Origin of the sequence: Bacteroides cellulosilyticus, assembly GCF_020091405.1 — a bacterium.
GTDB lineage: Bacteria > Bacteroidota > Bacteroidia > Bacteroidales > Bacteroidaceae > Bacteroides.
The window spans coordinates 6264509-6285594 of sequence record NZ_CP081903.1 but is presented as its reverse complement, the minus strand read 5'-3'; the positions used below and the strand labels follow the sequence as shown (position 1 = coordinate 6285594).

The 21086-nt window shown below is 40.6% G+C and carries 15 protein-coding genes; 5 read left to right on the top strand and 10 right to left on the bottom strand.

What is annotated here, in order from left to right; all coding sequences use genetic code 11:
• Window positions 1–16 precede the first annotated feature (16 nt).
• The 3 genes from K6V21_RS24195 to K6V21_RS24185 all read right to left on the bottom strand — a co-directional run bounded on the left by K6V21_RS24195 (window position 17) and on the right by K6V21_RS24185 (window position 6201).
• Complete coding sequence (locus K6V21_RS24195; RefSeq protein WP_217714714.1) at window positions 17–1564, bottom strand: RagB/SusD family nutrient uptake outer membrane protein; 1548 nt, start codon at window positions 1562–1564, stop codon at window positions 17–19.
• Between the two features lie 16 nt (window positions 1565–1580).
• A complete protein-coding gene (locus K6V21_RS24190) occupies window positions 1581–4751 on the bottom strand; it encodes a SusC/RagA family TonB-linked outer membrane protein (protein ID WP_224320150.1) in 3171 nt (1056 codons plus the stop codon).
• Between the two features lie 217 nt (window positions 4752–4968).
• Window positions 4969–6201: a site-specific integrase gene (locus K6V21_RS24185; RefSeq protein WP_217714716.1), complete on the bottom strand. Its 1233-nt coding sequence runs from the start codon at window positions 6199–6201 to the stop codon at window positions 4969–4971.
• Window positions 6202–6396: 195 nt separating this feature from the next.
• Between K6V21_RS24185 and galB the strand changes: the two genes are divergently transcribed.
• Window positions 6397–9018, top strand: a complete 2622-nt coding sequence (gene galB / locus K6V21_RS24180) for a beta-galactosidase GalB (protein WP_224320149.1) — start codon at window positions 6397–6399, stop codon at window positions 9016–9018.
• Between the two features lie 182 nt (window positions 9019–9200).
• Here the strand turns inward: galB and K6V21_RS24175 are convergent, their stop codons facing one another.
• Together K6V21_RS24175 and K6V21_RS24170 are read right to left on the bottom strand one after the other, a co-directional pair.
• Window positions 9201–9680 carry a copper resistance protein NlpE N-terminal domain-containing protein gene (locus K6V21_RS24175; protein WP_007214623.1) on the bottom strand — a complete coding sequence of 160 codons (480 nt, stop codon included), beginning with the start codon at window positions 9678–9680 and terminating at the stop codon, window positions 9201–9203.
• 40 nt (window positions 9681–9720) lie between these two features.
• Window positions 9721–11013, bottom strand: coding sequence for a hemolysin family protein (locus K6V21_RS24170; RefSeq protein WP_224320148.1), 1293 nt, complete (start codon window positions 11011–11013; stop codon window positions 9721–9723).
• 98 nt (window positions 11014–11111) lie between these two features.
• Here K6V21_RS24170 and K6V21_RS24165 point away from each other — a divergent pair, with 98 nt between their 5' ends.
• Window positions 11112–11930 carry an alpha/beta hydrolase gene (locus K6V21_RS24165; RefSeq protein ID WP_217714720.1) on the top strand — a complete coding sequence of 273 codons (819 nt, stop codon included), beginning with the start codon at window positions 11112–11114 and terminating at the stop codon, window positions 11928–11930.
• Between the two features lie 9 nt (window positions 11931–11939).
• Here the strand turns inward: K6V21_RS24165 and K6V21_RS24160 are convergent, their stop codons facing one another.
• The gene (locus K6V21_RS24160) at window positions 11940–12776 is read right to left on the bottom strand and encodes a DUF4595 domain-containing protein (protein WP_217714721.1); all 837 of its coding nucleotides are present in this window, start codon (window positions 12774–12776) and stop codon (window positions 11940–11942) included.
• Window positions 12777–12782: 6 nt separating this feature from the next.
• The gene (locus K6V21_RS24155; protein ID WP_224320147.1) at window positions 12783–14129 is read right to left on the bottom strand and encodes a S41 family peptidase; all 1347 of its coding nucleotides are present in this window, start codon (window positions 14127–14129) and stop codon (window positions 12783–12785) included.
• Between the two features lie 156 nt (window positions 14130–14285).
• Between K6V21_RS24155 and K6V21_RS24150 the strand changes: the two genes are divergently transcribed.
• Both K6V21_RS24150 and mnmA read left to right on the top strand, forming a co-directional pair.
• A complete protein-coding gene (locus K6V21_RS24150; RefSeq protein WP_224320146.1) occupies window positions 14286–15572 on the top strand; it encodes an O-acetylhomoserine aminocarboxypropyltransferase/cysteine synthase family protein in 1287 nt (428 codons plus the stop codon).
• A 370-nt stretch (window positions 15573–15942) separates the two neighbouring features.
• The gene (gene mnmA, locus K6V21_RS24145; RefSeq protein WP_224320145.1) at window positions 15943–17004 is read left to right on the top strand and encodes a tRNA 2-thiouridine(34) synthase MnmA; all 1062 of its coding nucleotides are present in this window, start codon (window positions 15943–15945) and stop codon (window positions 17002–17004) included.
• Window positions 17005–17013: 9 nt separating this feature from the next.
• Here mnmA and K6V21_RS24140 read toward each other — a convergent pair whose 3' ends face one another.
• From K6V21_RS24140 to nhaC, 3 genes are all read right to left on the bottom strand, one after another.
• Window positions 17014–17673, bottom strand: a complete 660-nt coding sequence (locus K6V21_RS24140; RefSeq protein ID WP_217714725.1) for a LuxR C-terminal-related transcriptional regulator — start codon at window positions 17671–17673, stop codon at window positions 17014–17016.
• A 91-nt stretch (window positions 17674–17764) separates the two neighbouring features.
• Window positions 17765–18355, bottom strand: coding sequence for a DUF4251 domain-containing protein (locus K6V21_RS24135; RefSeq protein WP_007214615.1), 591 nt, complete (start codon window positions 18353–18355; stop codon window positions 17765–17767).
• Window positions 18356–18409: 54 nt separating this feature from the next.
• The gene (nhaC, locus tag K6V21_RS24130) at window positions 18410–19837 is read right to left on the bottom strand and encodes a Na+/H+ antiporter NhaC (protein ID WP_224322091.1); all 1428 of its coding nucleotides are present in this window, start codon (window positions 19835–19837) and stop codon (window positions 18410–18412) included.
• A gap of 168 nt (window positions 19838–20005) precedes the next feature.
• On the opposite strand from nhaC, the gene K6V21_RS24125 reads away from it, so the two are divergent.
• Window positions 20006–21079: a sugar kinase gene (locus tag K6V21_RS24125; protein WP_224320144.1), complete on the top strand. Its 1074-nt coding sequence runs from the start codon at window positions 20006–20008 to the stop codon at window positions 21077–21079.
• Window positions 21080–21086 lie beyond the last annotated feature (7 nt).

Genomic DNA, 21086 nt, shown 5'->3' with positions numbered 1-21086 from the left:
TTTAAATAGTTCATTATTAACGTTCAGTATAAGGCGGATTTTGATCCCCGACAAGCGCTTTATTTGACTCAAATTCGCCATAATAAATCGGCCAATATTTAGTCCCTTCATCACCGAAACCGGTAACTGTCACGTTTGCAGCTTCCTGACGTGCGGAATAGATCGGATCCATAACTTCTATTAAGTGTCCGGTTCGCATCAAATCAAACCAGCGATACCCTTCGCCATAAAGCTCCAACTGTCTTTCTTGTAAAATAATGCTTTCTACTTCATTTACGTTATTGACACTGGATACTTCTTCTTTAGCATCTTTTAAATAGCCAACGCGGCTACGAATTTCGTTGACAATATTCAGAGCTTCATCTCCTCTGTTCAATTTATTTAAAGCTTCTGCACGAAGTAACATGATGTTTGCCATACGCATCATTACCAGAGAAAATTCACTGTCTGTTGTATTCATCACAGCAAAGTATGATTTATACACCTGATTAGAAGAATCGTATTCGCGTTCAGGATCTATATTACTATACTTGATGCATTTATTTACACTTTCTACACCGGCTGTATAACTTGCATACGTCAAAGGAACACGAGATGCCTTGTAGTATACCTTCACTGTATCAATTGTGTTCCAAAAACGTGCGTCAGTACCTTCTTCGGAACGTAACCGATCAATGAATTCATTAAAAATAGGTTCTGCCATTCTATAACCATTATTGGTGTTGCTTGCACCTAAGAGTTGCGGCCAACCAGCCAAAGCGCCATCTGTTTCATAATCCCATGCCATAGCAAAAATTACTTCTTTTGAACCGGTAGGATTAGTGAAGATGTTTTTCCATTCAATTTCTCCGTTGGATAATGAAAGGGTCTTGTGATTGATAAAATGTTCTGATGCAGTCAGGGCGTTCTGATAATCGTTGTACCACATATAAACCTCAGTCAACAAAGCGTACATAGCGTCCTTTCCTAAGTAGAGTTTATCACTTGTATCAGATTGATTAAAGTAACCGATAGCCTTTTCAATGTCAGATAATATCTGTTCTTTTACCTGTTCTAAAGAGGAACGAGGAACGGATATCGTATTTAAAGCCCCATCCCATGGTTCTGTTACTATCGGCATTTTTCCCCAAGTTCGAGTTCCCCAGAAATAGAGGTAAGCACGCATGGCATAGCATTGTCCGATATAAGGGGCATATTCGGATTCTAAGATGTTTGGAATTGTCGGATACATCTGAATACCGATATTACATCTGGAGATACAAGTGAAAAAAGGTTCCCAACTGGCTTCTGAAATATTGGGCATCAAAGCATTCATATAAATCTTTGAATCTTCGTAAGATGTACCGGTTACATTATCCGAGCGAACATCACCAAAAAGTACCTGACGCTTGGAAAGGGCACTCTGAAATGCATCATAAATACCTGCATTCCAGTTCTTCATTTCAGCTTTATCTTTAAAGTAACTCGATGGAGACAGGTCTGACAAAGGAGACCGATCCAGAAAACTCTCACAACTTGATAAAGCTAAAAGACTTGCAAAAGCTAAAATTATATATTTCTTCATTTTCTTATCTTTTTAATTAAAATCCAACATTGAATCCGATACCAAACTCACGTTTACGAGGATATTTAGAGCTATCTTTACCGGGAGTTAAAACACCACCACTCAATTCTGGATCATAACCTGTATAATTAGTCCAAGTCAGCAAATTGTTACCATAAATATATGCTTGTACTGAACGAAGCGGAGTTTTAGCCAAGAATTTTGGATCCACACTATAGCTAAGGCGAACAGATTGCAAACGAATAAATGTAGCATCTTCCAAGAATTGATCACTCAAACTCATAGAGTGGTTATTGGTTTTACGTTGTTTGGAATTCAAAGCATACCAACTCGTAATTTCACCCGGATATTTCCATCCTTGCATAATATATTCGGGAGTCTGTTTATGAGTGTTGCCACCCCATGAACTATAATAACGCTTCAAGTCATTCCAAACTTGTCCACCCCAGCTAACATAAAAGTTAAATGAAAGAGAGAAGTCTTTATATGTAAGAGTATTGCCCCAAGAACCAAACCAGTCTGGATTAGCTTTACCTAATTCTGTTTGGTCATTAGAGTTAATCACATCATCTAATTCTCCATTCTCGTTAGGTTTATTATACCATATCACATCACCACCACCGGCAATTACACCATTCACTTTCATTTGGGCAATTTTACCTGTATATTCAGTACCATCGGAATTCAGATATTTCAGCAATGTCGGTTGACCGTTCAAACCTATAACAACATTACCTTCATTATCACGTTTGAAAACTGGCGTCAGACGAGTCTTAAAATCCTGACTCCAGGCATTGCTCGCATCATATTCATACACACCTAAGTTTTTGTAGCCATAGAACAAACCGGCGGGCTTTCCAGCTGCAATCAGCCAAGCGCTGCTAATATAGTCCTCACGTGCCAAATCAAGAATTTTGTTATCATTTTTCCACCAGTTAATGGTTGTACTCCAGCTAAAATCGCGTGTTCTGAGCGGAGTGGCGGTAAGAGATAATTCAACACCTTTATTTTCAATACTAGCTAAGTTAACACGCATCTTATCATAACCAGTAGTACTCGGGAGATTATAGTCAGAAAGCAGATCACTTGTTTTCTTTATGTAATAATCAGCAACAAACATGATTCGTCCATTCAGGAAACTCAAATCCACACCAATATTGGTTTGTTTGGTCTGTTCCCATTTTAAATCGGGATTACCATATTTAGATGCTGGTACAATACCACCAACCGTATTATAATATTGAGAACCGGCTGTATAAACAGTTTGTGATTCATAACGACCAATCTTGTCATTACCAGTAATACCATAACTGGCACGGATTTTGGCATCCGTAAGAATATTGTTCGACCAACGCATAAATGGCTCATCTGAAATACGCCATGCAGCAGAAACAGAAGGGAAAGATCCCCAACGGTTATTCTTACCGAAACGGGAAGAACCGTCAAAACGAAGATTACCAGTTATTGTATAACGACTTTTCCAACTGTACACAACACGTCCGAAAACACCGACCATAGCTTCATCCCAACCACTTGTATAGATGTTCTTCACATCTTTTACAGTCGCCAGATTCATATAATGAATATCTTCGGAGAGGAAAAACGAACCGGCTATATTATATGCCAATTGATTACTAACTTCAAAACTACTACCGACCATAGCACTCAAAGAATGATCTTTAGCAATTGTCTTATTAAAGTTTAAATAAGCTTCACCTGCATATTTCCAGGTTTGTTGACTTTTATCTGCACCAGTGTTCTTTCCATTATCACTTCCTTCGAGATATTTTGATGAGAATGTCAGATTTCTATAAGATGTATAATCAGCAGAAATGTCAGCATCTAATCTTAACCAAGGAGCGAAAGTCCATGTTATACCCTGATAGAAGTTGCCTCTATAAGTCGAACGTTCATCTAACTTTTGTTTCAATTCAGCGATCGGATTTCGACGTCCGCCAGAGGAATAATAAGGAATCAATTCACCATCCGGATACCAGATAATCATATCAGGGTCACGGCGCATAGCATCCTGCAAAACACTTTCTTTAATATTGTTAGTCTTATTATAACTCAGACGAACACGTGTAGTAAACTTTATGTTTTTCCAAGGTTCATAATCGACATTGACGTTAGCGGTATACTTATCATTTCCTGATTCTAAAATCACACCTTTTTCACCAATGTAGTTCAAAGATGCACGATACTTGAATCCTTTGGAACCACCACTAATTTGTACACTGGCATCATCGCGTCCGCCTGTGCGGAACAATAAATCCTGATAATAATAGTTTGTACTATATTGCATACCTACAGAGTCTGTACGTGCAGAAAATTTCTCCAAAGTTTTAGATGGATTATCTAAATCGGAAGCTGCCATACTTAAACGGCTTTCAAACGCATTAACCTGAGGTAATTTACGCGCAACAGTGTAGAAAGAATGTTGATAACGAGCATCAATGCGCGGCTTGCCAGATTCACCGGATTTTGTGGTAATCAATATTACACCATTTGCAGAACGAGCACCATAAATAGCCGAAGAAGCTGCATCTTTCATAACGTCAATTTGCTTAATATCATTGGCAGAAATATCGTCAATGTTATCAACAACTACTCCGTCTACAACATACAGTGGAGATACACCTTCATCACTAAAAGTAGAGGCACCACGGATAGATACAAATGAAGAAGAACCGGGGGCTCCGGAGTTTGATACGATTTGCATACCAGGAGCAGCTCCTTGTAATGCATCAAAAACATTCACTGAATTCTTTTCTTCCAAGATTTTAGAATCAACCGAAGTCATTGAACCTGTAATATGTTTTTTGTTCATTGAACCAAAACCGACAATTACAACTTCATCCAGAGCCTGAGCATCTTCAGCCATTTCAATCTTCATTCTTTGACCGCTTGCTTTGTGCTCAACTGTTTTGTATCCCATAAAAGAGAAAACTAATGTGGCACCTTTATTGCATTTAATGGTAAAGTTACCATCTAAATCTGTAATACCACCAGTTGCTGTACCTTTCGCCTGTACAGTTACGCCAATCATTGGTTCATTGTTTTGGTCAACAACAACACCTGTCTGTGTAATTGTTTGAGCCATAAGATTAATACTCAAGACCAATGCTAATAGAACTAAAAATAACCGCCATAACAGCGATTTCGATTTGTGTTCTTTCTTTTTCATTAAACTACTTTTTAAATTAGACTTAAATTAACAAGGGATTTCACCTAAGATTCTTTTTGAGTTGTTCATGATTTGATTGTTTTTACATAATATCAATACATCATTTTAAACTCTGTCTATGAAAAGCAGTTATTATTTTGATCTTGTGAAAAGAAAGAGATGGAAATAGTTTTTGCCCGTCACTACGGAACATGCTATTTACATATACATATTTGTTTTATAGATCGAACCTTGTTAAGAGTATTGAATTCTTTTTCCTTTCTTCAGCTTCAAAACTTGCGAGATAGTTTTCGGTAATAGCTAAATTGGAATGCCCAAGGCTTTCAGATATGTAGGAAATGTTGACACCACTGCGCTTTAATACTGTTGCAAATGAATGACGCGCTGAATAGGTCGTGACGCGTGGAATGCCTGTCTTATGGGAAATTTTGTAAAGTATCTGATTACATTCGGTGACAACCTCCCTTACCAGTTTTACTCTTTCAAACGGATTTTCTTTTCCGGTAGCGAAAGGAAAGATATAAGTTTCAGGTGACTTAGGTGGATTCCCCCATTTCTCTATTATCTTTTGCATTTCGGGCGTGATGACTGCATGGATAATCTTACTGTGTTTGGTGTTTCGGGCTGTTTTTGCACGTATGAAGCAGATTTCTCCATTGATGATATTGGAGTACTGTAAGTATAATAAATCACGAAAATTAATGCCATTACATAAATAAGAGAAGAACCACAGATCACGATAAATTTCAGTCTTTTGGGTTCCATCATTATAAGTAATAATTTTCTTTATTTCTTTCAGGTTTAATGCCAATTTGCGTCCACATCCAGTGGGTACTTCATACTTTCCTTTTCCAAAAGGATACTGACTTTCTTTGATGATACCATCTTTACGTGCTATATTGAGAATACATTTGAGATTCCTGAAATAAAATCCCATGCTGGAGTAGCTGATTCCTAACGCGGATAAGTGATGTTCAAAACGGTTTAACCAGTTGATGGTAATTTCATGAAAAGAAATGTGCTTTCCTGCAAACTGTTCTATTTTGTTTAATGAACCTTTATAAGATAGATAAGTATTGGCTTGTCCATTTTCTTTTAACTCCTCTAACTTCTTATGAAATAAAGCATTCACTGAAAAATCAGAATATCTACCTAAGCGTGCATTTAAGATGTCAAAATGAAATTCACCCTGAAAAGACAGAAATTCAACTTGCTGTCTGATTAGAGAAAAACTGTTTTCGATGTTACGTCGTATTTCGGATAGGTGCCGGCTTTTGGTGTGTGGTAATGCTTCCCAGTCTTTAATGGAAACTTCTTGTCCGGTAGAATAATATTTCTGCCTTCTGTTGTAGATAACTTGTACTTTTATGGGGAATAATCCATTCATCTTTTGTTTCCTTTTATCTAATACAGTGAGTACGGAAACCCCATCTTTAGAATATTTATACATGGCTTTTTAAATTTGTTGGTTATTAACTATGAATTGAAATTGTATTTAGCAACATGCTATTTGCATACAAAGTTGATAAATAAGGTCCATATTAAAAGATATTTGAGACAGTATTAACAGAAACATAGATAATATTGATAATCGTCTATCTTTCTATTCCTTACTTTTGTAGTGCTAACAATTTAACAGAATAATATGAAAAACAGATTTCTTATTTCATTGAGTTTAGCACTCATTATCGGACGAGGTGTTATTTATGCAAATACCTCAACGGTGCGTGAGCGCCTAAACATTAATCGTGATTGGTGTTATCAGATAGATGATCCGGATGGGGTGGATGCTGCATTACATTACTCTCAACTAAAGCCTTATTTATTACCTTGTGCCAACGATTTTATTATATTCGGGAAGCAGTATCAGAGACCGGAAGGTAATCCGGGAGAAAATATAGCCTATGTAAAATCTGATTTTGATGATAGTGGATGGAGACATCTGAATTTACCTCATGATTGGGCCATTGAAGGCCCTTTCAATATTGACTATAACGGTTCGACTGGAAAATTACCTTATTGGGGGATACGCTGGTATCGTAAAACACTGGAGTTATCGCAGGATGATGCCGGGAAACAAATCTATCTCGATATTGATGGAGCGATGTCATACGCTTCCGTGTGGTGTAACGGGCAATATGTGGGTGGGTGGCCTTATGGCTATGCTTCTTTTCGCCTTGACTTAACACCTTATATAAAGCCAGGACAAAAAAATGTATTAGCTATTCGATTGGATAATCCGGACGATACTTCACGTTGGTATCCGGGTAGTGGTATTTATCGGAATGTATGGTTAGTGAAAACGTCTCCTGTTCATGTGGAGCAATGGGGAACTTTTGTGCGAAACCGGCAGGTTGATTCAGAAAGTGCTGTTATGGAAATGGGAGTGAATATTGAGAATCATGCAGGAAAAGATGTTCAGGTAAAGTTGCAGACAAGTGTATATCTGCAGGGAAAGGATGGGCGTCCTATAGGTGAAGAAGTAACTCAAAGTACGACTAAGGATATTGCGATTAAAAAAGATAGCTGGTCGAGTGCCCGCTTTCAATTTAAAGTAGATAAACCGAAGTTGTGGGATATTGATACTCCGAATTGCTATGTAGCGGTCAGCCGGATATTCATGGATGGAAAAGAAATGGATAATTATGAAACTCCTTTTGGCATTCGTACAATTGAATTTACTCATGACCGAGGTTTCATGCTAAATGGACAAAAAGTAGATATTAAAGGTGTGTGCATGCATCATGACTTAGGTGCTTTGGGTGCTGCTTTTAATGAAGTGGCTGCCGAAAGGCAGTTACGTATCATGAAAGAAATGGGTGCAAACGCCATTCGTACTTCACATAATCCGCCGTCACCGGAGTTGGTTACTCTCTGTGACCGTATGGGCTTGATGATGCAGCTTGAATTAGCTGATACTTGGCAAAAAGGGAAACGTAAAAATGATTATAATCTTCTTTTTGATGATTGGAGTGAAGCAGATATGCGTTCGTTGGTACGTCATTATCGTAATCATCCTTCTGTCATAATGTGGAGTATAGGTAATGAAATGCCTGATCAGACGACTGATCAGGGAATTATAATAGCTCGTAATCTGACGGCTTACTGTCATGATGAAGACCCTACACGTCCTACTTCTTTAGGATGTAATAAGCGGGATGCCGTTTTCCGGGATATTGTGAATCAGGTGGATATATTTGGTCTGAACTATTTCCATAAAACCTATCCGGTTTTCAAAGAGCAGAATCCGACTCGCCGTTATTATGCTAGTGAAACTTCGTCTGCGACGAGTTCTCGTGGAGAGTATTTCTTCCCGGTAACTACTGATGCTAACGATAGTCGCTCAAGCTTCCAGCTTTCATCGTATGATATGACAACTGTGGGGTGGGGATGTAGTCCTGAAGCCCAGTTTAAGATGAATGAAGAGTATCCGTTTATGAGTGGCGAGTTTGTATGGACCGGATTCGATTATCTGGGTGAACCTACTCCTTATAATAAAGATCTTACTAATTTGTTAAACTTCAGTGATCCGAAGGAATTAGAGAAAGCTCGGAAAGAGTTGGAAGAATTGGGTAAGATAAAGGCGCCTTCCCGTAGTTCTTATTTTGGTATTGTCGATTTATGTGGTTTTCCGAAGGATCGTTATTACAACTATAAAAGTTACTGGCGCCCTGATGTGCCCACTGTGCATATATTGCCTCATTGGAACTGGGAAGAGCGGATTGGTGAAATAACTCCCGTTCATATTTATACTTCGGGAGATGCTGTTGAACTGTTTTTGAATGGTAAATCACTGGGACGTAGAGAAAAAGCTCATTCGTATGATCGTTTGACCTGGGATGATGTGCGTTACGAGCCGGGAAGTTTGAAAGCCATAGCTTATAAGAACGGTCAGAAATGGGCGGAAGAACTTGTAGAAACTACTGGAAAACCAGCCGCTTTACAAGTGACAGCAGAGAAAACAGAGCTTAAAAATGATGGTACTGATTTATCATTTATCCGTGTAGCTGTTGTGGACTCTCAAGGTCGTGTTGTTCCTCGTTCTAAGAATCATTTGAAGTTTTCTGTAACAGGACCTGCTGAGATTATAGCTACGGATAATGGAGATGCAACCAGTCTATTATCATTCCAGTTATCAGAAAGAGATGCTTATAACGGTTTGGCATTAGTCATTTTACGTAGCCAGTATATGAAGCAGGGAAAAGTAGTACTTACAGTAGAATCTAAGGGGCTTCCAAGACAAAGGGTTGTATTAAAGGTAGAATGATGTTATGAGTATAAATTGTAGTTACTACTAGTATATAAATATAGACTGACGACCGGGAATACCAGGTGTCAGGTGGATTGAAGAAAAGCGATAGAACATTCTTGGGTTGGTGTGATTGGAAAGGGATAAAAAAAGGGGAGCCAAACAAAAGTTGGCTCCCCTCACATGAAATGTTTTGCTGATTATTTCTTCACTTGAATAATATCGTAGTTCAGGTCGCTGACAGCTTCTTGCAGACTATCGTTAACCAAACGTAAAGTGGTATCGTTCACTACTACGAAGTAGACGGGAGCGTCACCATCACTCGGTGTTAGTTTGTAGGCTGTCTTTTGTTTGTTGTTCACTGTCTTCTTGATGACTTGTTTCTTACCTTTGGAAGTGAAGCTCTTGTTCTTTCCTTGACCTTCCGCATCCAAGTAAGTAGTAACCAAAGTATAACCGCTTTCTCCGTCAGGACCTACACTGTCCACGCTCAATACGTATTGGATACCCGGACCGTCGGCAGCAGGAAGAAGACCTTCGTATACGGCTACGGCAGAAGAATCATTCCCGGCAACTGTCAACACTCCTTCACCTACGGCGGAATCATTGTTCTGGGTTCCTTTTGATTGGCAGGATACCAATGCAGCAGCGATGGCTGCAATCATCATTACTTTTTTCATTGCTTTAATGGTTTAAGTTAATATATAATGCAAATTCACACTATTCTTCCTCTTCTTTTTTGATAACGAGCAGTTTATCCACTCGTCCACGATCCATGTCCACAACTTCAAACTGTAGGTTCTTGTAGCTGAACAAGTCTCCTGCTTTAGGTACCCGCCCGATGAGGAACATGGCGAGACCGCTTAGTGTGGTAAAGTCTTCTTCTTTCAGGTCATCATAGCTCAGGATACCCATCTCTTCCATAAAATCATCTACATTCATAGAAGCCTCAACGAGCATCGAGCCATCTTGCCGGGTGACGATATCTTCTTCTTCCATTTCATTTTCTTCAAGGATGTCTCCGAAGATACTTTCTGTCAGATCGTGCAAGGTGATAATGCCTGCTGTGTTACCATACTCGTCTACAACAACTCCGAACTTATTTTTGTTCTTCTTAAATAGCTCTAAAACTTTCTTGGCATATAAACTTTCCGGAATAAACAGCGGAGGACGGGCAATACTACGCAAATCGAAGGGGTGGTCATTACCCAACATCAGAATAATATCTTTGACGGACACTACTCCAATAATATCATCTTTTCCTTTCTCTACCAACAGGTATTTACTGAAATGCTGTTCGCGGATAATGTGCAGAACCTCGTCGCGTGTGTATGTGGGATATAGCACGACAAGATCGCGGCGGTAAGTCATCAATTCATTGGCCCGCTTATCTGAAAAGCGAAATACATCCCGTAACATTTCCGTTTCCTCCTTATCAATAACGCCCTGTTCTGAACTTTGATGCAGAATCATTTTTAATTCTTCCTGTGTCATGGGGCGCTCTTCTCCATTGTTCAGGCCGATTAGTTTATTCACTATCTTGGTTGAGAAACTGAGTAGGCAGACGAATGGATAAGACACTTTGGTCAGTAAAATCATGACCGGACTAAGCAGAGTTGCATATCGTTCCGGATTACTCAGTGCTATGGACTTGGGTACCAATTCACCGATGATGAGTGAAAGGTACGTAATGATTGCCACTGTTGTAATCATGGCAAGGTCTTTAGCGTAGGGAGCAACTCCTGGAATGGAGGCAAATAACGGTGCTACATTGTCGGCAATGGCTACACCACCGAAAGCACCGGATACAATACCGATAAGCGTGATACCAATTTGAATGGTAGAAAGAAATTTCTCGGGCTCTTCCAATTGTTTCAGTACTCCTTTGGCTCTTTTGTTTCCCTTTCCTGCAAGGGTTTCGAGTCGTGCTTTGCTGGATGACACCAACGCTATTTCATACATGGCAAAGACACCGTTCAGCACTAATAAAAATAGAATAATAATAAATTCCATATAGGTTATGAATAGTTTATATTGCAAAATTACTAATTTTTTGAATTTTATTACTAATATTGCTGCCTATTTATAGAGATTATTAAAGAATGAAAGACATGAAAAGAAAACAAATTTTATTCAGTGTTCTATTGCTGTTTTCGGCTATTGCCACACAGGCTGCACGAGTAGATACCATTATGGTAAAAAGCCCATCCATGAATAAAGAAGTACAAGTGGTATATGTACTCCCTGATAAAGCATTGGGTGAGGAAGCTGAGGCTTGTCCGGTAGTTTATTTGTTGCACGGCTATGGTGGTAATGCACGTAGTTGGGTAGGATTGAAACCGGAGTTACCTAAGATTGCAGATGAAAAAGGAATTATCTTTGTATGTCCTGATGGTAAAAACAGTTGGTATTGGGATAGCCCTAAAAATCAGGCTTATCGTTATGAAACTTTTGTAGCTTCGGAACTGGTGAAATATACAGATAAAAACTATGCTACTATTCCGGAGAAAAAAGGGCGAGCCATTACCGGATTGAGCATGGGTGGACATGGTGCTTTGTGGCTTGCAATCCGTCATAAAGAGATATTTGGTGCAGGAGGAAGTACCAGTGGTGGAGTGGATATTCGCCCTTTTCCGAAGAATTGGGAGATGAGCAAACAACTCGGTGATTATGAAGCCGACAGCGCTTTATGGGACCAGCATACTGTTATTACCCAGATTGATAAGATTACAGATGGTGATTTGGCATTAATTATCGATTGTGGCGAAAAAGATTTCTTCTTGGAAGTAAATAAAGCATTGCATAAAGCTTTATTGGAGAAGAATATTAGTCATGACTTTATTACTCGTCCTGGTGCACATAACGGGCAATATTGGAATAACTCTATCGATTACCAAATTCTTTTCTTTGATAAATTCTTCAAGAAATAATATTTCAATTTATTCGATTGTATAATATACAGTACGCATGTAGTCGTGACCGTAGCTCTTGGTCACCTCATCACAGGAAGTAACGATACCTCGTCCGTCGAATACATATTTATAAGTGGTGGTTTCGTTACTTCCGCTGTTGTCCTCAGGCATGAGGTTAGTAATCAGAGTATCGTATGCATCTCCCAAAAACTTACCATAAATAGCAACCGAGTGGAATGAAAGGGGATATAGATCTGTCAGGAATAGGTACGGAATCTCTGAAGTATTGGCTATTTCATTGCCGGTAGATGTGCTGGCTATGTAAGTTTGTTCGGACTTGTCAACCTGCTGGGTGATGCGTAGTGTTCTATAGCTACTATAATCTATGTTGATAGAAGAATAGGACTTATTTCCGTCTAATATTTCTGTTATATTTTTCAGGAAGTATTTTCCCTCTGTATTGATAAGATAATCGAAAGTATAAGAGCGTATTTTACCATCCATTTCTTGGCGCACGCAACTTATAGCATAGCCATTATCATCCAACGTGTAGGTCGAGATATTATTAATTTCATCTGTTACTACAGCCTGATGATCTCCATAAACAACATTTGTTGCATTTTCTATCTTAAACAATTCTCCTCCGGCTACGAAACTTTGTGTAGATGTAAAGTTAATCAATCGGCCGGCACTATAATCGTAAGTCTGAGTTACAGTAACAGCAGGTGCACCTGGCTCTTCCTTGACTTCCTTTAATTCTATTTTAGAGAAATGAGTTACAGGATATCCCGGATTATCGTTATTATCACTACAAGCTGTCAATCCTCCTATGAATAGTAAAGCTATGAAAACATTCTTCTTCATTCTGTTTTATTTAATGATAAGACCATTGCGGAAATTGCGCTTTACTTTCACACTTTTCACTACTGTCATTTGAGTTTCGGGTTCTGGTTTAGGTTCAGGGAGCACGATACTACCATCGATGATACCTATTGCTGCACTGAATAAAGCCTCTTTAGGATCTCCTAATGGCAGTACTTTTGCAAAATCACTCAGTTCACTGACTGCATAATTCGGTGTGAAACCTTTGGTGTAGTCCGCCTCACCTTCTGAATTGAATACTTGGCATACAACAGGGCGAAGCACCCATAAGAATTGATTGCTGGGGAAACTTTCTGTTGCTACGGTTTCTCCCTTGGTTGTGGTGCCTATAGTTATTACTGTCATGTAAGGTCTCAAACAATTAATGAGCATTTCCGAAGCAGCGGCAGTTGTACTGCTTGTCAGAACATACACTTTCGATAGATTTAGGTTCACACCTCCTTGCAAAAGCTTGCTGTCGAGTGTGAGTTCGTGGTCTTTATATTTTCGCTTCTGGCTATATTCCAGTGAGGCGAAGGGGCTGTTCAATTTGTCGGCAGGTACCAAAATATCTGCCAGAAGTTGTACGCACTCTATTTCTCCACCGGCATTGTAGCGCAAGTCAAGAACCAAATCTGTTATATCCTTATCTTTAAAGAACTGCGATAGTTGGAGCAGCTCACTATTATCTTCTTTGTTGAAGCTGTTATATGCCAAATAACCTACATTTATACTTCCCCTAGAGTAAACATCGTAAGCAGGTATGGCGACGTCCTCTACGGGGCGGGCGGCAGGAAGAACTGCGTCACGGTAGGATTCAATCTTACTTTCATCTTCTCCTTCATCATTGACAGCTGAAACATATTTTCCTAACAATAGTTTCTGATTTTCACCTTCAGTCAGTAGTTTCTCCGTTTTTTTGGTGATATAATCATCGTTGATTTGCATGATCCATTCGCCTCGCTTTAATCCGACTTCGGAAGCTGGAGATCCGGGAATGACGTATGTGATAAGTGCATTATAGGCGGTATCATTACCGCTTATCCGATATAGAGAATAGTCGAAGCCATAGCTCGGTGTAGGAGTGGCATACAATGTATCGACACTGGAGTAGTCTTTATCAAGTGATGATCTTATTGATTTTAAAAAAGCCTCCGGGGCAAGGAAATAATTCACGTTTTTTGAGTCAGGTATGTCTTCAAACCACAGATATTCTTCTCTCATGACGCTGTCTATCCATAGATCGCGTCCGGTCCATTTGTAATATTCCGGCCAACGGTCTACTCCACAAGAGAATAAGCTTGTCAATGCAAGGACTCCAAATAGTAGGAAAAGCTGTATATTCCTTCTTCTCATCTGTATCTATCGTTTGGTTTTCGTTGCAAATTTAGCGAATAGTTTGTTTATCTACCATAAATGTGGTATAAAATTCCCTATCTTGTGTCATTGCCCATGTCATAACATCCCATTATCTTTGCACTCAATCAATTAATCCTAAAAAATACAAAGACAATGGAAACAAAGAAATTGCATTTCGAGACGCTTCAACTCCATGTGGGACAAGAACAACCCGACCCGGCTACTGATGCACGTGCCGTGCCCATTTATCAGACTACTTCGTATGTATTCCGCAACTCTGCCCATGCTGCCGCACGCTTTGGTTTGCAAGATCCGGGCAATATCTATGGCCGTTTGACTAACTCTACACAAGGTGTATTCGAAGCACGTGTAGCTGCTTTAGAAGGTGGCGTTGCCGGATTGGCGGTTGCTTCGGGTGCTGCTGCCGTGACTTACGCTTTAGAGAATATTACTCGTGCCGGAGATCATATCGTATCGGCTAAAACCATCTATGGGGGTACGTATAATCTGTTGGAGCATACTCTGCCTGCCTACGGAGTGACTACTACTTTTGTAGACCCTGCTGATCTCTCGAACTTTGAGAAGGCTATACAGGAGAATACAAAGGCTGTATATATTGAAACTCTGGGTAACCCAAACTCCAATATTATTGATATTGAAGCTGTTGCTGAGATAGCACATCGTCATAAGATTCCATTGATCATTGATAATACATTTGGCACACCTTACCTGATACGGCCTATTGAGCATGGAGCAGACATCGTGGTGCACTCCGCTACGAAGTTTATCGGTGGCCATGGCAGTTCCTTGGGGGGCGTGATTGTGGACGGCGGTAAGTTCGATTGGGCAGCTTCGGGCAAATTCCCTCAACTGACGGAACCGGAGCCTTGCTACCATGGCATACGTTTTACTGAAGCTGCGGGTGCTGCGGCTTACGTTACTCGTATTCGTGCTATCCTGCTTCGTGATACGGGCGCTACCATCAGTCCATTCAATGCTTTTATTTTATTGCAGGGACTGGAAACTCTTTCCCTCCGTGTGGAACGTCATGTAGAGAATGCATTGAAGGTGGTTGATTTCTTGAAGAAACATCCTAAAGTGGCAGCGGTGAATCACCCGTCATTGCCGGAACATCCGGATCATGCATTGTATCAAAGATATTTTCCCAATGGTGCAAGTTCTATCTTTACTTTTGAAGTAAAGGGTGGGGTGAAAGAGGCACAGACATTTATTGATAACCTGCAAATATTCTCACTTCTGGCAAATGTAGCGGATGTTAAGTCGCTCGTTATCCATCCGGCTACCACTACACATTCGCAGTTGAATGAACAGGAGTTGGAAGAACAAGGCATTAAGCCGGGAACGGTGCGTCTGTCTATCGGTACGGAGCATATTGCTGATTTGCTGGAGGACTTGGCTCAGGCGTTGGATACAATATAATTGGTTCATACCAGTGCAGACATGAGTTTTCACCACAGAGTAACACAGAGTATCACGGAGTTCTATTTTTTTGATTTCAAATTGATTAAACTCTGTGATACTCTGTGTTACTCTGTGGTGAAAAGATTCAAAACCGCAAAGTAATGAGCCTATTTCTCCTTTTTTGTCGATTGTTTGTTCTGATTTATTAATATTGAAAAGGGAATCTGTAATTACTTGGCTATCAGTGCCGTTGTAATGTTCCTATCTCAGTATAGGACTGAGATACCCTAAGTATGGGACTGAGGTAGCCTAAGTATACGACTGAGATAGGCTAAATATGCAACCGTGCTTCTAATATTTATTGTAAGTAATATTTTAAATCATTTGAATGAATATATCTGTTTTATTATCAGGAGGTGTTGATAGTTCAGTTGTCGTACACCTTCTTTGTGAGCAAGGGTATCGGCCGTCTCTGTTTTATATTAAGATAGGAATGGATGGCACCGACTATATGGATTGTTCTGCTGAAGAAGATTGGGAGATGGCTACGGCTATTGCACATCGCTACGGATTGCCTTTGGAAATGGTAGATTTGCAGAAAGAATATTGGGAACAAGTTGCTGCTTATGCCATTGATAAAATTCGTCGTGGATTGACTCCTAATCCGGATGTGATGTGTAACCGCTTCATTAAGTTCGGTTGCTTTGAACAGAAGGTAGGCAAAGAGTTTGATTTTACTGCTACCGGTCATTATGCCACTACGGTCCATAAAGATGGTAAGGTATGGTTGGGTACAGCTGTCGATCCTGTAAAGGACCAGACAGATTTTCTTGCACAGATTGATTACTTGCAAGTCTCCAAACTGATGTTCCCCCTTGGTGGATTGATGAAACAGGAAGTACGAGACATTGCCCGCAATGCAGGACTGCCTACCGCCCGTCGCCGTGACAGTCAGGGCATTTGTTTTCTGGGAAAGATCAACTACAATGACTTTGTACGTCGTTTCCTTGGTGAACGGCAAGGAGATATTGTAGAATGGGAGACTGGAAAGAAAATCGGTACACACCGGGGGTACTGGTTTCATACCATCGGGCAGCGCAAAGGATTGGGCTTAAGTGGTGGTCCTTGGTTTGTCATTCGGAAAGACGTTGAGGCAAATGTTCTTTATGTCTCACGGGGATATGATACCCAATGGCAGTACGGGCGTGAATTTAAGATTCATGATTTTCATTTTATTACAGAAAATCCCTGGTTACATAATCAGGAAGTCGATGTGACTTTTAAAATCCGCCATACACCGGAATTTATGAAAGGAAAACTGATACGGGAAGGGGAGATCTATCATATTGTATCTTCTGAAAATTTGCAGGGCATTGCTCCCGGACAATTCGGTGTCGTATATGATAAAGCTTCCCGGATATGTATCGGCAGTGGAGAGATTGGTATTTGAATAGTCTTTTTATATATAGTATTCCACTAAATCCACAATTCCTGCCTTCATAGCATATTTTGTAGCTTCGTGCACATTATTCACTCCTAATTTACGGAATATGTTTTTGCGGTGGCTGTTTACCGTATGAAAGCTAAGGTTCTTCTCCGCCGCAATTTCTTTCGTAGTCTTTCCCAGAGCAATTTCTTTCAGTACACTCCGTTCCGCCGGCGTCAGTAAATCATCTTTCAGTGTGTGGCGTACGGGAGATGCATTGTTGCCGGACAGCAATAGATTACTGACATGATTACAGATAAAACGCTCCTTTCGCGAAGCGCATTGCAATGCAGACAGTATTTCTTCTTTTGAATTATCCTTCAACACTACTCCGAAAGCCATACTGCTGAACAATACCTGTCGGAGAAATTCCATGCTCAATTCATCAGAGAACAGGAGCCAGTCGGCTTCTTTAAAACGCTCATGCAGTACAATTAACTCATCTGCACCAGAAAAATCAAATAACGTATAGTCCAGTATCACTACTGCCTGCGGATGCAGACGCAGTTGCTGAACTAATTCGGTTTTGTTATCTGCTTCCAGTAACAAGGCTGTGTCTTTCTGACTACTGAGTAGAAACATCATACCTGCTTTGGTGATGTCCTGATTGTCTGCGATGATAAATTCTCTCATATTTGGATGCAAAAATATAAAAACTCCGCTGCAAATGTACACATTTCTGGCAATTTGCAGCGGAGTGGAAATATATATATTGTAAAGGGCTTTACCAAGAGCGTCCTTTAAAGATGCTGGATTGGCTTAATGGAACGAGATTACCAGTCAGCGTCATCGTATTGGAGTTGAAATTCGGGCTGATGGTTACGGTAGCATTGTTTCCACCGTTAGTCAGCGAAATGAAAATCTGTGCAGAGATACCGATACCCTGAATACTGAACTGGCAGTTAACGTTACCTTTCTTGTCAGTTGTAATCTGCATATCCGAGGTAGAACCATCTACAGTTACACCACCGATACCGTTAGGACCGGGATATACCGTGTTGAATGCTACTTGTACGGTACCACGTCCTTGATTTACCAGTACGAAGTTGGTGTTGGAGTTAACGAAAGCTGTCTGTCCGTTACGGAACATTACCTGGTCGGCTTCCAGTACGAATTGGTGGGCTTTCAATGCGGCTACAGCGTCATCATACGATACTGCGTCGGCTACTTGTTCTTCAGCTTTCAGGCGGGCGCGTTCAGCGTCTCTTTGAGCCTTACGGTCTGCGCGGCGTTCCGCTCTACTTTCTTGTGCATACATGGCGGTTGTTGCCGCACTCATCATCACTAATGCTACTAATGCAATAAACTTTTTCATAATTCTTTAATGTTTAGGTTTTACGATTCTTGTTCGTTTATTGCAAAACAACCTTTATTCGGGATTGTTCACGGGACGCTTCACAATTTTATATCCGATGGCCGCGACGAGGATGCTCATTAATGGACTGATAATGTTGAAAAAGCAATAAGGAAGATAGGTCAGCGTAGATACGTTCAATATCGTTGCCTGCGTCATTCCGCAGGTATTCCATGGTATCAGAGGGGAGGTCACGGTAACAGCATCTTCCGTAGTACGGCTTAATAATCGGTTCTCATATCCTTTTTTCTCATAAATATTGCGAAACATGTTTCCGGTGAGAATAATACTGATGTATTGGTCGGCGGTAGTCAGATTGAGAAACAGTCCGGAACAAACAGTGGATGCTACAACGCTGACTCTTCCTTTCATGAAACGTACAAAGACTGAAGTTATACTACCCAGCATACCGCTTGCTGTCATGGCACCTCCGAAACACATGGCACAAAGAATCAACCAGACCGTGTCCATCATGCCAGCCATGCCACGTGTAGAAACAAGGTCGGTCAGCATACTGTTGCCGGTATCCAGACCGGTGCTTCCGTAGAATGTCATCATTGCCCCTTTGAAGATGTTATTTTCTCCTGCTATTTCACGTAGCAAATCCGGTTGGAAGATGATGGCGCAAATACCTGCCAGCATAGTGGATATGAACAAGGTAATGATGGACGGAATTTTTCGAGCAATAAGTATTCCGGTTACTAAGGGAACGATCAGTAACCAGGGAGTGATTGTGAAGGTATCTTTCAGCGATGTGGCAAAGTCCTCCATGTGCGCTGTAGAGTATGTTTCGATGACGAATCCCATTACTGTAAAGATGATCAGTGTGATAATCAACGATGGAGTGGTTGTAATTAACATATAGCGTATATGCCGGAACAAGGGCACGTCTGTTATGGAGGAAGCAAGTATCGTAGTTTCCGACAGCGGGGAGATTTTATCACCAAAATATGCTCCGGAGATAATGGCTCCTGCTATCCATCCTTCGTTGAACCCTTGCGCTTTGCCAATACCCATCAGTGCGATACCGATAGTGGCGATTGTTGTCCACGAGCTCCCCGTCATGACAGAGATTAGTGCGCAGATGATACAGGTTGATGCCAGAAAAAAGTCAGGATGAATAATTTGCATACCATAATATATAAGGGTAGGGACAATGCCGCTTATCATCCATGCACCGCTCAGTGCACCTATTATCAGCAAGATAATAATTGCTGTAGCAACTCCTGAAATATTATTTGTAATAGCGAGCTCGTAATCTTTCCAGGGGACACGGTAGAATGCTATGCCTATGAATACGCAAAAAGCAGTAGTGGTCAGTAGGGAAATCTGGCTACCTCCTTCCAGTGCGTCACTTCCGAATGTATGTATGGTGGCAAATAACATTCCTACCAACAACACGATAGGCAGGAGGGAAACTAAAGGAGAGGGAATTTTTTTCAATGAACTCATTCTGTTTGTTATATCAGTTAAAACTTTGCAAAGTTACAACAAATCTGATGATTATGTTTTATCCCTGCTTTTCCGCCAATAAATATTATTATATCTTTGCGTTTACTTGGAATAAAAATACAACTTTGGTGTTTAGTTAAACTTTATTATTGACAACGTATGTACAAGAAACAAATTGCCACTGATAAGAAAGTAATCACTTTTGGTGAAGTAATGCTGAGGCTTACCGCTCCTGATTTCCTTCGTTTTTCACAAACCAATCAAATGATAGCCACTTACGGTGGCAGTGAAGCTAATGTGGCCGTTTCGTTGGCTAACTTTGGTATTCCTACAGAATTCGTAACCCGCCTGCCGGACAATGCTGTGGCACGTGCCTGCATAGCTTCGCTCCGTGCTAACGGTTTAGGTACGGAAGGCATTGTTTTTGGTGGTAAGCGCATGGGACTTTATTTTCTGGAAAGTGGTGCGGCATTCCGTAATTCCAATGTGGTCTATGACCGTGAGGGTTCTTCTTTTGCCACATTGCGTCCAGGTATGATTGATTGGGAAAAGATATTCTCCGATGCTGGCTGGTTTCATTGGTCGGGCATTGCTGCTGCTTTGTCACAAGATGGTGCTGATGCATGCCGTGAGGCTCTTGAAATAGCTGACCGTATGGGATTGACTATCTCTTGTGATTTGAATTTCCGTAAGAAACTTTGGAACTATGGGAGTTCCGCTGCCGAAGTCATGCAGCCTTTGGTGCAATACAGTGATGTCATTTTCGGTGCCGAACCGGAATATAAAGAGATACTTGGCATACAACCTGTCGGTTTTAAAGCCGTAGATACTGAGGATACTACGTTTGAAGCAAGTCTTCCTGCTTTTGAAGACTTTGGTCGTCGGGTGGTGGAGCTTGTCCCTCGTTGCCAGAAGGCTTTTCTGGAACTTCGTAATTCTATTACTTCCAATCATAATCTACTGGCTGCCGTCCTCTATTCTGATAACACATTGAAGCATACAGGTATTTATGATATCGAGTGTGAGGTGGATCGCGTAGGTGCCGGCGATGCTTTTGTCGGCGGTATGATTTATGGTCTCATAACATATCCGGATAATGATCAAAAAGCGTTGGAATATGCTTTGGCTGCTTCTGCATTAAAGAATACCGTATACGGTGATTTTAATCATGTGATGGTGGAAGAAGTAGAGAGCCTGATGCAAGGAAATACATCAGGGAGGGTATCACGATAAGATAGTA